The 15,986-nt window shown below is 53.5% G+C and carries 11 protein-coding genes; 3 read left to right on the forward strand and 8 right to left on the reverse strand.

Annotation, left to right across the window (positions count from 1 at the left end):
* Positions 1-8: 8 nt before the first annotated feature.
* From FGQ86_RS07680 to FGQ86_RS07695, 4 genes are all read right to left on the reverse strand, one after another.
* Positions 9-914 (reverse strand): sugar ABC transporter permease, encoded by a 906-nt coding sequence (locus tag FGQ86_RS07680; protein ID WP_138303369.1) that lies wholly within the window; start codon positions 912-914, stop codon positions 9-11.
* Between the two features lie 100 nt (positions 915-1,014).
* Entirely contained in the window at positions 1,015-2,277 is a 1,263-nt protein-coding gene (locus FGQ86_RS07685; protein WP_138303370.1) for an extracellular solute-binding protein, read from the reverse strand.
* 34 nt (positions 2,278-2,311) lie between these two features.
* Positions 2,312-3,835, reverse strand: coding sequence for a polyhydroxyalkanoate depolymerase (locus tag FGQ86_RS07690; protein ID WP_195639064.1), 1,524 nt, complete (start codon positions 3,833-3,835; stop codon positions 2,312-2,314).
* Between the two features lie 189 nt (positions 3,836-4,024).
* A complete protein-coding gene (locus FGQ86_RS07695; RefSeq protein WP_138303371.1) occupies positions 4,025-5,935 on the reverse strand; it encodes a beta-N-acetylhexosaminidase in 1,911 nt (636 codons plus the stop codon).
* 138 nt (positions 5,936-6,073) lie between these two features.
* Between FGQ86_RS07695 and FGQ86_RS07700 the strand changes: the two genes are divergently transcribed.
* Complete coding sequence (locus tag FGQ86_RS07700) at positions 6,074-6,994, forward strand: glycoside hydrolase family 43 protein (protein ID WP_138303372.1); 921 nt, start codon at positions 6,074-6,076, stop codon at positions 6,992-6,994.
* A 27-nt stretch (positions 6,995-7,021) separates the two neighbouring features.
* Here the strand turns inward: FGQ86_RS07700 and FGQ86_RS07705 are convergent, their stop codons facing one another.
* On the reverse strand, positions 7,022-7,822 hold the full coding sequence (locus FGQ86_RS07705; protein WP_330391207.1) for a sulfite exporter TauE/SafE family protein: 801 nt from the start codon (positions 7,820-7,822) through the stop codon (positions 7,022-7,024).
* Between the two features lie 211 nt (positions 7,823-8,033).
* On the opposite strand from FGQ86_RS07705, the gene FGQ86_RS07710 reads away from it, so the two are divergent.
* The gene (locus tag FGQ86_RS07710; RefSeq protein WP_033125820.1) at positions 8,034-9,494 is read left to right on the forward strand and encodes an arylsulfatase; all 1,461 of its coding nucleotides are present in this window, start codon (positions 8,034-8,036) and stop codon (positions 9,492-9,494) included.
* 16 nt (positions 9,495-9,510) lie between these two features.
* Entirely contained in the window at positions 9,511-10,368 is an 858-nt protein-coding gene (locus FGQ86_RS07715) for an AraC family transcriptional regulator (RefSeq protein ID WP_138303373.1), read from the forward strand.
* Here the strand turns inward: FGQ86_RS07715 and FGQ86_RS07720 are convergent.
* The 3 genes from FGQ86_RS07720 to FGQ86_RS07730 form a co-directional block, all read right to left on the reverse strand.
* Positions 10,365-11,492: a radical SAM protein gene (locus tag FGQ86_RS07720; RefSeq protein WP_138303374.1), complete on the reverse strand. Its 1,128-nt coding sequence runs from the start codon at positions 11,490-11,492 to the stop codon at positions 10,365-10,367. The two genes, FGQ86_RS07715 and FGQ86_RS07720, sit on opposite strands and share 4 nt — an antisense overlap.
* 38 nt (positions 11,493-11,530) lie before the next feature.
* The gene (gene gnpA / locus FGQ86_RS07725; protein ID WP_076781144.1) at positions 11,531-13,693 is read right to left on the reverse strand and encodes a 1,3-beta-galactosyl-N-acetylhexosamine phosphorylase; all 2,163 of its coding nucleotides are present in this window, start codon (positions 13,691-13,693) and stop codon (positions 11,531-11,533) included.
* A gap of 233 nt (positions 13,694-13,926) precedes the next feature.
* Positions 13,927-15,969, reverse strand: a complete 2,043-nt coding sequence (locus FGQ86_RS07730) for a glycoside hydrolase family 13 protein (RefSeq protein ID WP_138303375.1) — start codon at positions 15,967-15,969, stop codon at positions 13,927-13,929.
* Positions 15,970-15,986 lie beyond the last annotated feature (17 nt).

Consider the following 15,986-nt stretch of genomic DNA (forward strand, 5'->3'; position numbering starts at 1 on the left):
CTCCTCTCTTAGAATTCCAGGTCGTCGTCTTTGACAAGCACGTTGACAAGTCCGAATACGACAAGCACGATCAGCGCCATCAGGATACCTACCGCAGCGCCCACGCCGGCATCACGGGCTGTACTTCCTGTTGTGCCGAACACAGCGTTGTACATGTACACAACCGGAGTGATAGTCGCGTTGTCGGACGGCATCGGTGATGCCCACATCTGTGACCACACGAAGAAGCCGACAATGCTGATGGTCCAGAATGTCATACATGTCTTGAACACGCCCTTGATCAGCGGCATAGTGATGAAGCCGAACTGTTTCAGCTTGTTCGCTCCGTCGATAGTGGCAGCCTCGTAGTAGTCCGCCGGGATCCTCTCAATACCACTGATGAATATCAGCATGAAATAGCCCACCGAGCCGAAGCAGAAGGCAATCAGCAACGACCAGAACTTCCACGATCCGTTCATGTAGTCGATCTTTGCCAGTTCTTCCAGTCCCAGAGCCTCAAAGAAGCTGTGAAGAAGACCGAATCGTTTGTTGAACACGTACTGGATCCACATAGTGGAGATAGCAACCGCGTTGATAATGTTGGGTACATAGATGACCGCACGCCAGAATGCTTTCGCCCGCACACCGCTTGTCAGGATGACAGCGAAGAGAAGTGCGATGATCATGACAGCGATACCGCCAATGACGTAAATCTTGATCATGTTGACCATAGATGTCTGGAAAAGCTTTGTCCCCAACAGCTTTTCATAATTCCCCAGACCGTTAAAGCTCCACTCGCTCATCGGGTCGCTGACGCCTTCCACATTAAAGAAGCTCATGATGACTGTACGGATGATAGGGTACAGGAACATGATGATGAAGAAGAGCAGCGCCGGAGTCAGAAAGCAGACGATCATTTTCTTATTCTGTTTCAAGAAGATGTCCCCCTTTCTCTCAGATTGTTTTCTGTAGTGCTAACAAAAAGCGGTATGGCAGACAGCATCTGCCTGCCATACCGGTGTAATTCCAGATTAATTACTGAGCATCAGCTAATGCCTGAACGAAATCATCCGGAGTGATGTTGCCCTGGATCAGTTTTACTACGTTCTCAGTAATAACAGGTGTAAAGTCAGCGTTTGACTCAAGACCAACTGCCCAGTCGTAAGCCTTTGTCATTTCCTTGAAGTAAGGCTCTGCCGCGGAGATTGCATCCGGCCACTCTGTGTTCTCTGTATCAGCAGGGATAGAGTTAACGGAAGAAGCCATCTCAAGGTCATAGTCGCCTGTAGCGATCATTGTTGCGAAGTCAAAAGCTTCCTGCTGCATATCGCTCTCTTTAACGATACCAAAGCCCTGTGCACCAACCATGGATGCCTCAGCTCCGTCTACACCGCCCTCAACTGACGGCCACGGGAAGAAGCCAAAGTCTACCTCTGTACCTGTGTTCTGAAGGATCTCGTTCGGGATCCAGGATGCGTTCAGGACCATGCAGCTCTCGCCGAAGCCGATCTCGTTCTGTCCATCCGGATACTGTGCCGGAGCGTTGGGTGAGAAGAATCCTTTTTCTACTAATGTAGCGATATCCTCTGCAGCCTTCTTAGCCTCCGGAACAGTTGTCCATGCGCCGTTGTTGAAGCACTCAAGAACTGCGTCCTGTCCGATGTATCTTGCCAGCTGGAAGCCATAGATCAGTGTTGCAGAGTCGGAGTTACATGTGATCGGGTTGTATCCTGCATCTTTAACCTTCTGGCATACATCCAGGAACTCATCCCATGTTGTCGGAACATCTGTCACGCCAGCTTCCTCGAACATAGCCTTGTCATACCATACACCTGTTGTGTATACCTGATAAGGTACTGCGTAGAGCTTTCCATCTCCCCATGATTTAGCCTTGTCAAGGATAACAGGCATTACATGGCTCTCAAACTCTTCCTCTCCCTCCAGTGTGGAAAGGTCTGTCAGATACTCCTGTGTGTTTCTTATAGTACGCATATAGTCGTCGTCGAAGAGGTCGATGTCCTCGCCGGCCTCAAGAGCTGTACCGATGAGAGTCTTCATATCACGGCCCTTCCACTCGATATTGATGTGGATGCCTGTCTCCTCCTCGTAAGCATCTGCTGCTTCCTGGATGACTTTTGCCTGGGGCTCTGTGGAGTTCCACATGGACCAGTAGGTCATCTCCTTGCCGCTGTCGCTGGAGCCTGAATCAGAGCTTCCGCTGTCGGAAGATCCGCATCCTGCTGCCAGTGTTGCAACCATGGCTGTTGTAAGTAATACACTCACAATTTTCTTTTTCATAATGTTACCTCACCTTCCTTAAAATATAGGGTTTTTAGTTCTGCTTTTTGGTTCGGGCAAAGCAGGCCCCGATATAAGGACGGACACCGGTATGCTCTTCATAGAAGTCCAGTCCGGCTTCCCCTTTTATCCATTTTTCAACATCTGCACTCTGCGCGTCCTTTGCCTCCCGGTCATCTTCCGGGATGTTGGCGTAGTTGCCGTACAGATTTCCGCAGTACTGCGCTTTCTCAGTCTGGTGATGCCAGTCCTCTGTCCTGGCCTCATCCCCTGCATTTATAATAAGATTATTCTCTACCAGCATTCCGCCCTCGGACATGTTGGTCCGGATAAAAGGAACGCTTTCCTGTATAATGAATATGTTGTTGTGAATGTGCGCGTCTATGTTTCGCACCGGAGTGACGACTCCCGATCTCTCTATGCCGTCATTGACGCTGATGTTATAGCGGAAAATGTTGTTGACACTCTCTCCCTCGCAGAACATGACACATCCGCCCTCGTTGTCGTGACTGTAGTTGTACTGGTAGATGGTGCCGTCCCCCGAGTCCGCGTCCCAGGCTTCCCCGTCCTGGTTGAAGTGTGTGTGCGACGCTTCGTTGTACTGGAAGAGCGCTGTCTTGCATTTCCAGGGCCATATGGCCGCCGCGACCATGCCTCCCCGCTCTCCTGCCTCGGTGTACACATCCTCGTTCATATCGAGGGCCACATGTTCTGATACATTGTACTGTACCAGTGGCCTGAAGCAGTACATGGGAGTGATGGCGTCTCCTCCGATCTCCCGGATGCGGTTGTGCTCAATAACTACATTGACAGAACCGTATGTTCTGACCACTTCGTCCGGCAGCTCCAGCGTGGTAAACCTGCCATGCTGGTAGGTATATCCGGCTGCGATCCCCCATCTTCTGCACCGCTCTACCCGGCAGTGGTGGATGTGAAGGCCATCGTATCTGGCAACTCCCGTCCGGCTCTCGTCGGCCGGCGCCAGGGCACTGGCATAAATGCCGCCGTTGTTCAGATGCTTGTCATATACATTCCCGTCTACATCGTGGACATACAGGTTATCCAGCTCAATCCCGTGAAGGGTTCCTCTGTCCTTTGCCACAATGCTGACGCCTGTCCGGTTCATCAGATCCCCCTGGTTGTACACCTCTCCCTCCCGGAGGGTGCTGTTGGTGATCTCAATGTTCCGCACCGTGATGTACTCCGCATCGTAGAGAAGCACTGCAGATGATACATACCCTTTCCACACGTGGGCCGGGCTGTCGAGAGGCGCTCCGTAGTTCTGATACCAAAGGCCGCTTCCCTCTGCCGCTATCACCGGCATCTCTCCCTGTCCATACGCATCTACTACAACAGGATGCTCCCTGGTGCCTCCCTCGTATATGTGGAGGTACTCTTCCTGGAAGACGGAGCCCCGCTCCAGAAGGATCATATCACCCGGCTCTCTTTTCTGTCCGGCTACTTTTCTCAGGCTCCGAAAAGGTGTCTCCTCTGACAAGCCATCGTTGTTGTCATCCCCCCGCAGGGTGCTGACGTAATAAATCTTCCTTCCGTCCATGTCTCCTCCTGTCCGCAATTTACTGCCTATGAACCTCTAAGCCGTCTGTCAGCTTATATCTGTATTATAGCTATCCCCTTTAGCCGTTTCTATCTTTCTTTTGCTCCTTTTTTATAGTTCTTGCTTTTTTTGTGCATTCTATTTACAAAAATAAATGTTTTTCGTCAACATTCACTACATTTTACACAATTACACGCCGCAGATGTTCGCCGCACTTACGATATTTTCCCACAAATTGCACTTTCCGGACGCATTTTTTCCCTCTTCATTGGTGAAATAAGGGAGTCTCTCCTCCTCAAGCTCCGGCAGGGATGGGATCTTTCCGTCCAGATAATCCAGGATACGCCTGCGGGCGGACTTCAGCCTGATCTCCACGCCGGCCATGCGCACATCCATCACCTCATAGCCGTTGGGCTTGAACTCCTCCTGCCACATCTGCTCTCTCAGCGTGTGCATTTTCTGCACTTTCTTCCTGAGATCCGGCATCTCCTTGTCTGCGATCCTTGCCAGGGTGTCTCTGTCACCGGACAGGTAGGCGCTGCGGATCTTCACTCCCAGCTCGCACTTCCCGGCGTCGATGCTGGCCAGAAGTCTGTAATACCGGAACATTTTTTCCAGTTTACCCGCACGCTTCTGTGCCTTTTTCAACAGCTTTGCCGTCTCCGCGTAATACACATCCAGCCCCGTTCCCGCATACTGCCCGTCGAAGACGCCGGTCAGGGGATCCTGATAGAAGATCTGCTTGGAGGGGTTGGCGAATCCCTCATTGTACACGCCAGTTCCCGGTATATGGTCCAACCTGTCAAAGAGGAGCATATCCTGGTAGGACTCGCCGCAGAGCATCTTAAACCAGCTTTCCATCTCCTCCGGATCTGTGGACTCGCCGTAGGCACATCTGCTGTAGAAAGCTGCCATAGGAAGCCCGGCCCGCATGGGCGTCTCAGCCCCGTTGTCCAGCCAGAGGGTGCAGAAGCTGTCTGTCACGCCCGTGTCCTCCAGGCCGAGAAAAGCCTTCTTCGTGGCGTCCATGGCCTGGGCATAGTTGGGCGCAAGCCCGTTCCAGATCCAGGCTCCCCCGGCAAAGCACACCTGATCTGTCAGTTTTTTGTGGAGCGTAGCCATTCTTGTGTATCTGTCCTCATCATGTCCCTCATAGTCCCAGTATACAAGAGTGACTCTCCGGTCCGGCTTCTCGCTGTCCGGCCACTCATAGTCTGCAGGCACATTGTAATAGTCTCCGCCTCCCGGCGTCACAAAGAACATATCGCTCCAGATCATGGGCTCCAGGCCGTATTTTTCACAGATCTCCATCACCCTGTCCAGATGCCTGCGGATCAGCTCTCCCTGCTTCACTTCCCCGTGGATCCTCCGGTAGTTTCCGTAGCCCAGGTAGAACGCCTCGTCCATGCCCAGGTGGATCCTCTTTGATCGGTACATATCCTTGACAGAGGCCAGCATGGCATCGATCAGCCGGTAGGTCCTCTCCTCCTCAGCCAGCAGGATGTCCGCATCGTCCCTGTATTTTTCCATGGCCGGCCAACGCAGGGCTGTACGCAGGTGAGCCAGCGTCTGGATGCAGGGGATCATCTCAATGCCGAACTGCGCCGCGTAGGCATCGCACTCCCGGATCTCCTCCTTCGTATACCTGCCCCTGAGGGCGCCGAAGCAGGGATATCCCTCCACCTCGTAGGTGTCCTCCGTGTAGAGGAGCAGCCAGTTCAGTCCCATGAGAGCCGCCTGGCGGATCATCTCCTTGACCGCCTCCACCTTGAGGACGCCGTTTCTTGAGCAGTCAAACATAAGTCCTGTGTTCCCCTGCGTTCCTTTGTTCTCCTCTCTCCACTTCTCTTTCCCCGCATGTTCCAGGGCCTTTCCCAGCGCCCGGAAAGCCTCGGGGCGCGTATGCCAGGAAATATACACATCTCTCCCCGCCTTTGCGACGCTGTATCCCTTCTCGTCAGTTCTTGTAAAATGGATGCAGAGATCTCCCTCTATCCCGTCTTTTGCCGTCTCGTGTCCTCTCTCCTCCAGTATGTCGCGGATCGGCTGTATCTGCAGACCTCCTGTGCGGTCCTCGGTTCCTCTGATCTTAATTCTCATAGTCTTCTCCTTTTCTTTTCACTTGCTTTTGCAGTGCAAGTATATTAAGATGATGGGGCAAAGGGCCTTGCCCTGTGACTAATGTTTTATCATGGTTTATATACGAATTCAACACAAAAAAAGCAAAGGAGATCTGCAATGAACAAAAACGGCTCTACATGGTACGACACAAACGGAGAACTGATCCAGGCCCACGGCGGCATGATTCTGGAGCACGAAGGGATGTACTACTGGTACGGCGAAAACAAGAACGGCGCCACATCCATCGCACCCTCAGGCGATATCCGGGTGGATTTTATCGGCATTTCCTGCTACTCCTCGCCGGACTGCATGAACTGGACATACGAGGGGCTGGCCCTGGAAGCCTCCGGCGAACCGGGACACGACCTCTACAAAGACAGAGTGGGGGAGCGCCCCAAAGTTCTGTACAATAAAAAGACCGGCAAATTTGTCATGTGGTTCCATCTGGACTCTGCCGACTACACAGACGCCAGAGCCGGCATCGCCGTCTCTGACACTCCCACCGGGCCCTTCCGCTATGTCCGCGGGATCCGTCCCAACCGCTCAGACTGCCGGGATATGACTCTCTTCTGCGACCGGGACGGGAAGGCCTACCTGATCCACAGTTCCGACTGGAACAAGACCCTGCGCATCTCCAGGCTCACAGATGACTATCTGGATGTGGACGGCGTGTACGGAAAAGCTTTTGTCGAGCAGGAGCGGGAGGCTCCGGCCCTTTTTGAGAAAGACGGCGTATACTACATGATCACCTCCGGCTGTACAGGCTGGGATCCAAACAACGCCCTCTTCGCCACATCCCCCACGGTCCTGTCCGGCTGGAAACTGATCGACAATCCCTGCGTGGGCGAGCATGCCCGCCAGACTTTCTTCGGACAGAGCACCTACATTTTCGAGAAAGACGGTGCGCACTATCTTATGCTGGATCACTGGAAACCCGAGAACCTGAAGGAATCCGGCTACAGTATCCTCCCCATTCAGATCCAGGACGGTCTGCTGACCATCCCCTTCCAGGAATACACAGATCTGTCCAAAAAATAGAGCAGAATTTATAAAAGGAGTGGCTGCCTAGAAGGCAGCCACTCCAAATTTTATCGCATTGTAGATATTGATTACAACGATCACCGCCATGAGAAAGATAAAGAGCCTGTCCACACCTTTCTCGCTGATCTTCTTGTTGATCCTGCTCCCGATGGTTCCTCCCAGGACGCCTCCTATGATCATGAAGACCAGGTAGACCAGCTCCACATCCGGGATCGTCCCTGTCACACAGGTCTGCACAAAGCTGGTAATCTGTGAGAACAGGATGATGTAGAGGGAAGAAAGAGCCGCCTCCTTGGTGGACATAGAAAAGAAGTACCCGAGCACCACCAGATTGATGGGACCTCCCCCGATCCCCAGGAAGCTGGACATGATCCCCAGCACAAGGCCGATCAGCACACAGAGCCAGATCTGGCGGCAGTGTTTTGTGCGGATCTTCTCCTTGCAGATCGTGTAGACCAGCGTGCCCAGCGTGATCACGATGAGGACCAGCGCCTGGGTCATGCCCACAAGGTTTTCATCCCCCACTGCGTTTTTCAGGCTCTGGAACATAGCCTTCCCGGCCACACCGCCGGCCGCCGCTCCCACAGCCAGGGCCGTAGAGATCCCCACATCCATCTTCGCCGTCCCGGCCCGCAGATTTTTCCAGACAGACACAAGGGACATGGCAAGCACTGTGCACCCCGACAGAAAGCTGATGCTGCTCACCCCCATGATCCCTGTGGCATCCAGCACCGGCTTAATAATAACGCCCCCTCCGATCCCGCAGATGGACCCTGCCGTGCAGGACAGGATGCTGACTGCAAAAAATATAAATACCATACCCATTTTCTTTTCTCCCTTCTATTCTGTCTTTTGATAATCTCCTCAGAATGCGGCGTACGCCGCACATTGTCCCTACATTATACTCTGTTTTTCTCTTTTCAGCCACAGAAAATCTCTCCTGCATTCGCCCCACCCGCTTGCTTTTCCCCCGGGAATGTATTATGGTAGATATAATTTCCCATAAGATTTGTATTTGCGAGATGAAGGAGAGATTATGAGACAACCAAATATTATTTTACTTATGACAGACCAGCTCCGCGGCGATGCTCTGGGCTATGCGGGACACCCGGACGTAAAGACTCCCTACCTGGACACCCTGGCCTCCCGGGGCGTTGCCTTTGACCGGGCCTACAGCGCCTGCCCAAGCTGCATCGCCGCCCGCGCCGCCCTCCACACCGGCATGGAACAGAGCCACCACGGCCGTGTGGGATACGAGGACAGCATCCCCTGGCGGTATGAGCACACCCTGGCAGGCGAGCTCACAAAGGCCGGTTACTACACCCAGTGTGTGGGAAAGATGCATGTCCATCCCCTGCGCAACTATCTGGGCTTCAACAATGTCGATCTCCACGACGGCTACCTCCATGCGGCCAGGTACGGAAACGTGCCATACCGGGAGTCACAGCTTGTGGCGGACGACTATTTCTACTGGCTGAAAAAGGAGCTGGGCGCCGATGCCGATGTGACGGACACAGGCATTGACTGCAACAGCTGGGTGGCGCGCCCCTGGACCCACGAGGAAAAGTACCACCCCACCAACTGGGTGACAGACCGGTGTCTGGATTTTCTCCGCAGGAGAGATCCGGACCAGCCCTTCTTCCTGATGGCCTCCTACCTGCGGCCCCACCCGCCTTTTGATGCCCCCCAGTACTATTTCGACCTGTACCGGGACAAGGATCTGCGTCCGCCTTTTGTGGGCACCTGGGAGAGCGATGAGTATCTCCGCCGGGAAGGGCGTATCTTTGACTCCAAGACTGGCCCGGCTGACAAAGAGCTGATCCGCCAGGCACAGATCGGCTACTACGCCTGCATCACCCACCTGGACCACCAGATCGGCAGGCTCATCATGGCTCTTGTGGAGCAGGAAGTGTATGATGACACCATCATCCTCTTCACCTCAGACCACGGGGAAGAGCTCTGCGACCACCACATGTTCCGGAAATCCCGCCCCTACGAGGGAAGCTGCCGTGTTCCCTTCTTTGTCTGGGCCGGCAAAAATGTCCATCTGGATCTTAAGCCTTCCAGCGTGTGCCACGGCGTGGTGGAACTCAGGGACGTGATGCCCACCCTCCTTTCTGCGGCAGGGGCCGATATCCCGGACTCCGTGGACGGCAAAGATCTTCTGCCCCTCCTGTCCGATCCCTCCGGGTCCGTACGGCCATGGCTTCACGGAGAGCACTCCTACGGAGATTTCTCCAACCACTGGATCGTCACGGAGACTGACAAGTACATCTGGCACTCCGCCACAGGTCGGGAACAGTATTTTAACCTGAGGGAAGATCCCCATGAACTGACGGATCTGATAAACGAAAGCACAGCAAAAGAAAGGATTTCCTTTCTCCGGTCCTGCCTGATCGAGTCCCTGAAAGACCGGCCTGAAGGATTTACAGACGGAAAAGTCCTGATTCCCGGCAGGCCCTATCCGGAGACAATGGAGCACACCCGAAACATCTGAGCAGAGGAGAGGACCTATGAGTCACAGACAATACGCTATCAAGCCCACAAACATTGACAAGCTGAATGCCCGTCTTCTGTCCGTTTCTCTGTCCAAGGACGAAAAGGACTGGCAGAGCGTTTTCCACACACATCATTTCACCGAGCTTTTCTTCGTGGTAAACGGGGAGGGGAACTTCCTCTTCCACGACGAAAAGTATCATATCCGAACGGGGGACCTGGTCATCATCCCCCCATACATGGAACACACGGAACAGTCTATCAAGGGCACTCCACTGGAGTACTATGTCATCGGAGTGGAGGGCATCTCCTTCCAGCCGGCAAACAAAAAAACCTGCGTACAGGTCTTCTGTAATTTCAGCAATAAGTCTCTGATCGCAGACCTCTTTGCGCAGATGCTCTACGAGGTGAGGAATCCCTCCTACGGTTCTGACAAGATCTGCCAGGATCTGCTGGAGATCCTGATCCTGCGCATCGTCCGCTATCAGCACGTGATCCCGGTGCCCATCACCTCCACCTACATGACAAAGGAGTGCGCCCGGATCAAAGAGTATCTGGACATCAACTACTCAGATCCCATCACGCTGGACACGCTGACAGAGCTGACCCACATGAACAAGTACTACATGGCTCACTCTTTCGCCAAGTACACCGGCCAGTCACCCATCCAGTACCTGAACCAGCGGCGGATGGAAGCTGCCTGCACACTGCTGAAGGACACGGACCACTCCATCTCTTCCATATCGTCTACGGTGGGCTTTTCTTCTCAGTCCTACTTTACCCAGGCTTTCCGCAAAAAGTACGGCATGACGCCCATCAAGTACCGGCAGCAGCACGCCGACGGCAGCCGTTCAAACGCAGGAGGGGGCATCTAAACAAGATGCCCCGCCATGTACTCCAGCCGTCCTATGGATTCCGCAAAGAACTTCTGGTACGTCTCACAGTAATAATTTCTCATCTTGCCCTCTTCCGGGAAGCAGTCCCTGCGGCAGCCGCCCCGGCACAGAGGATACCATCTGCAGGCCCGGCATCTGTCGTCCCGCCTGTCCGCCTCCTTGAAAAAAGGATGTCTCTTACTCCCGGCCTCTTCCGCCGCTATCTTCTGCAGTTTCACAAAGTCCGTATCCGGATCTTTCAGATTTCCCATCTGCCATGCGTCCAGCGCGTAAAAGTCACAGGGATAGACGGTCCCGTCGCTCTCCACCACGTTCTGCATGCTGCATCTGCCGTACATGCTGCAGGCCTCCGGCTGTCCGCCCCGGAGCATGGCCACATAGTTTTCAAACTGCCGGATGTACACCGGACGCCCCGCCATCCTGTCCTGACACCATAGGTCAAAGAGGGTCCCCAGAGCCTCCCCGTACATTGTGGGGGTCAGGGAGAAGGACGCCTCACCCCGCACTGTGCCCAGGGGATCCAGGCAGGGGATGTACTGCTGATGGTCAAAGCCCTTCCGCATGAAAAACCGGTAGATGGCTCCGATCCGGGGGGCTGTCTGGGCATTCAGCACGCAGAGCACATGGAAGGGGATCCCCAGTTCACGCATACGCTCCGCGCAGGCAAAAACCCTGGAAAAGGTTCCCTCTCCCGCCCGGTCCTTCCTGTTCTCGTCATGGGTCTTCCGGACACCGTCCAGGGAAAGTCCCACAAGGAAATTTTTTTCTTTCAAAAACTCAAACCATCTCTCATCCAGCCTGTTCCCGTTTGTCTGTATGGTGTACACCGCCTCCTGATCCGGCCTTTTTCTCTCCTCCACATATGCTGTAAAGTCTTCAAAAAAGGACAGACCTGCGAGTGTCGGCTCTCCCCCCTGAAAGCCGAACACGCAGGTCTGCGATGCCGCCAGTGCCTTGTCCACAACCGCGCGCATGGTCTCCCGGCTCATTTTCCCATGATCGCCCACAGCGCGGTTTGCTGCCTCATCCTTGTAAAAGCAGTAAGTGCAGTCCAGGTCACAGGCAGAGGAGACTGGCTTGATGAGAAGCTGAAGCTCTCTCATCTTTGTTTCTCCTTTATATCTTTTTCATCTTTTTCTTTTTAAATCTCGTACCAGTAGATACCGTTTGCCTCCAGGTCAAGGTCAAAACTTGTGCCGTCTCCCTTGTACACAGTCGTGCTCTGGGGCTCGTAGGTATTGTTTACAACGCAGTACTTTCCGTTCTTCACATAGGCATGCACTTCCACATTGTAGTTGGTGCTGAACCATTTGTGCAGCTCGCCCTCATCGTGGGATGCCCACAGGATGGAGCGGTACAGGAGACGGCTGTTCTCAAAGCTGTAGGGAAGTCCGCTGATGTAGACGCTGCGTCCCTTGCCAAAGTCATTGACAGCCAGCTGTACTTCTTTGTCATTCTGCTTCAGGATCGTAGTTCCCTCGTAAGCGTAAATATTTTTCTTTCCTTCACCGAAATCGATGTCGCCTTTGCAGTCCTCTGTGATGAAATGCTCGTGCTCATCCCAGTTATATTTGTCCACATTCAGAGTAAAGCCATTCTCTTCCTCCACGCCCATGACTGTGGCCAGCTGGAAGAAATGTCCTTCATGCTGGTGCGCTGCCGGCTCGCCGACACCGATGAAACCGCCGCCGTTGTAAATAAATTTCTTTACAGCAGTGATGATCTTCTCGTCTGTCCAGTTCTCTCCTCCGGTGTAGGCTGTATCTGCATCGCCCACGTTCAGGATCACGTCAATGTCATCCAGTATCTCCGGGTTGCTGCGGATATCGTCAAAGCTGATCCACTTCACATCGAACGGCGCTCCGCTGAGGGCCTCGATGATGCCTGCGTAGGAGTAGTTCTGCTTATAGTAGATGGCGTGGTGCACCATGTGGTTGCCCCATGCTCTCATTTTACCCCAGCAGTTCAGGACCGCCACTTTCTTCACGCAGTAGGGAGTGGTTCCCTTAATGTTGTCGTACAGTGTGCGGAACTCCTGGCACACGCTCTCCACATAGTCGATAAAATCCGGGAACTGCATAGCCAGCTTCAGGTATCCGCCGTAGCCGATCCGATCGATAGGGCTTCTCAGGATGGCGCGCCTTGCTGTCACCCAGTTGATCTTCGCCTCCTTCACCGGGTCTCCTCCCTCGTGGAATGTATCCGGGAAGAAGTAGGGAAGAAGACGTCCCTCTGTGTACTTCACGCCCTTGATATCGCTGATCAGACGCAGGGTAGATCCATTTCCAACGCTTCCTACAACCGCGTCAATCCCAACATTCTTGAACTCGTCCATGAAAGGCTCCATGCCGATCCAGTGGTCGCCCAGGAACATCATGGCTTCCTTGCCGCACTCGTGGGTGATGTCCACCATCTCTTTTGCCAGCTTTGTCACTTCTCTTCTCTGGAAATCCTGGAAATCCCGGAATTCCCTGGAGGGGATGCGGTAGGTGTTGTTCATGTAGCCCTGGTCGATGATGTACTCGGGACGGAACTTGTAGCCCACTTCCTTCTCAAACTGCTCCAGGATGTAGGGGCTCACAGATGCGGAATATCCGTACCAGTCTACATATTTCTCCCTGGCCAGCTCATCAAAGATCAATGTGAACTGGTGGAAGAAAGTGGTGTAGCGGATCACATCCACGTGAGGGTTCTCCGCGATGAACCTGCGCAGACGCTCCATGGAGTAAGCCTTTGTCTTTGGCTGGCGCACGTCAAAAGTGATCTGCTTCTCAAAATTGGTCCAGCCGTTTGTCACTGCATTGTACATATGGACCGGATCCCACATAATGTAGGCCAGGAAGCTGACTGTGTAGTCGTGGAAGGCCGCTGCGTCATGGATGGTCACATCCCCGGTCTCCCCGTCATAGCTCCATTTTTCCACCGGCACGACTTCCCCTGTGGTGCGGTCGATGACTTCCCACCATCTGGTGATATCATCATGGTCGTTCACTTTCAGCATATCCGGGTAGAGATGGTTCATCAGGTGGATGGAAAGCTCGCTCTCCACCGCTGTGTAGAACGGCGTCATGATGTACATCTGCTGGATCTCGTCCGGATTGGCCTTGGCCCATGCATTGTCCTTTCTTGTTGTGTAATATGTGGAGTAAACCTTCGCGTCCACGTTCTTCAGCTCTTCCGGATAATCCGTCCCGTCACAGTCACGGATAGCATCGGCTCCCCAGCGCTCTACCAGCTCCAGTGTCTCCGGCACAACGTCAACGTCTGTAGGTATCGTAACTCTTCCTTTTGTCTGCTCCTTCACTTTTTTCTCCTTTCTCTCATACAATCGTTTTTAGTTTCTTTCCCTGCACAGTCTTTGTACATTTTACTTAAAGTAAGCATATTCGAAAATAGGAAATCCGTCAATTTGCATGTTGCTTACATTTTTAGGATTCTTGCTTTGATTAGAAAGCGCAGACCATTGTTACTAAAATCGTAATCAAAAAAACCAGATGCTCCGCATCAGCCAATCGGAACATCTGGCTCTCTCTTTTATTAAAATTCCTTATTCTTCGCAATCAGCACAGACTGGCTTCCCATGTTCACCACGATCTCTCCATCGATCACGTGAATCTCGTCGAACTCCATGGTGTACCCCTCCTCATAGGAGTAAATCACCCTCCTCATGCTGCTCTTCATGGGCACGCCGATCACCCACACCGGCACCCGCACTTCCCGCAGCTCACTGCTGTGGTTGATGACAATGACAAACTGATCCGTGTCGTTAAACCTCCCGTAGGCCAGGACATTGTCCTGCTTCACCAGCCACTGGAGGGAACCTGTGCGGAACACCTCGTAATTCTTGTGTATGCGGATCAGCTCCCTGTGGTAGTCAATGAGTTCCTGATCTTCCTTTCCCCAGGGGTAGGTCCTTCTGCTGTCCGGATCTGTAAACCCGCACAGCCCCGCCTCGTCGCCATAGTAGATGGTGGGCGCTCCCACCCAGGTCATCTGGATGGCCACCGCCTCCCGCATCACAGGCAGGCTCACATACTCCTCCGCCTTCTCCGGCCCCAGGCTGCCGATTCTTCCCACCATATGATTGGTTCTTGTCAGGAACCGGGAGTGGTCGTGGTTGGACAGCTCATTCATGGCCACCTGCTGAGAGGGAGTGAGCATGTGGGACATATGGTGAAAAATAGAGCGCACAAAGCTGTCCGCGTTACCGTGGAGCTCCTCCCTGTCCTCATCACTGTGCTTCTCCATCCCGGTCAGGAACCAGGTAACAGGCTCCATGAAGGCGTCATAGTTCATAACAGAGTCCCACTCATCCCCCGCAATCCACTCTTTCGGGTCCCCATAGTGTTCCGCCAGGATCAGCGCATCCGGTTTGGCCTTCTTGACCTCACGCCGGAATTTCTTCCAGAACTCGTGATTGTACTCTATGCTGTGCCCCAGATCCGCCGCCACGTCCAGTCTCCAGCCGTCCACATTGTAGGGGGGAGACACCCATTTGCGTCCGATCTCCAGTATATAGTCCTCCAGCTCCTTTGAACCCTCGTAGTTGAGCTTAGGCAGAGTATCATGCCCCCACCAGCCGTCATAATTTCCGTTGTAGGGCCAGTGCTCGTCTCCGCTCTGGAAAAATTCAAAGAAATCCCGGTAGGGGCTGTCCGCGGAGACATAGGCTCCCTTTTCATACCCCTCCTGGCCCTCGTAGATCCGTTCCCGGTCCATCCACTTGTTAAAAGAACCACAATGGTTAAAAACGCCGTCGAGGATGACTTTCATTCCCCTCCTGTGAAGCTCCTCCACAAGCTTGATAAAAAGCTGGTTGCTGGCTTCCAGGTTTTTCCTGTCCGTCACCCTCTTCTGATATTTCGTCGCATATACATTTTCCTTCACGCCCACCGGGAGAGGCTCCCCGCCGTCCTCTACGATGACACCAAAATGCGGGTCAATGTAGTCGTAGTCCTGGATATCGTACTTGTGGTTGGACGGTGAGACAAACAGGGGGTTAAAATAGATGACCTCCACTCCCAGATCCTGGAGATAATCCAGTTTCTCCATGACGCCCTTCAGGTCACCTCCGTAGAAGCGCCGCACGTCCATGGCCGCCGGGTATTCATTCCAGTCCTTCACATGTTCCACAGGTTCTCCGATATAGATGTACTCTCCGTCTTCCACATCGTTGGATGGATCTCCATTGCAGAAACGGTCCACAAAGATCTGGTACATGACCGCGCCCTTGGCCCAGTCGGGGGTACTAAATCCAGGAGCGATCTGGAACTCATACTCCTCGATCTTCTCCCTGGTGGCGCCAAACTGGTTATAATACCAGACTTTCTCCCCGGCGCGCACCCTGAAGCTGTAGTACAGATTCTCTTCACCAAGCTCCAGGGACACTGCATAGTAGTCAAACACCCCGGATGTGCTCCGCTTCTCCATCTCGTACTCTCTGCCGCCCGTCAGCAGGCAGACACTGTCCGCATCGCCTGCTCCGGTGCGGAACTGCAGTGTGACCTGCTGTCCTGGCAGTGGTTCCGGCGGGAAAACGTAATTTCCTGTTCCGTCGCAAAATAATGCATGTATGTTCATTCTATCGCCGCCTGACT

Source organism: Clostridium sp. BSD2780061688st1 H5, assembly GCF_005845155.1.
Classification (GTDB): domain Bacteria; phylum Bacillota; class Clostridia; order Lachnospirales; family Lachnospiraceae; genus Claveliimonas; species Claveliimonas intestinigallinarum.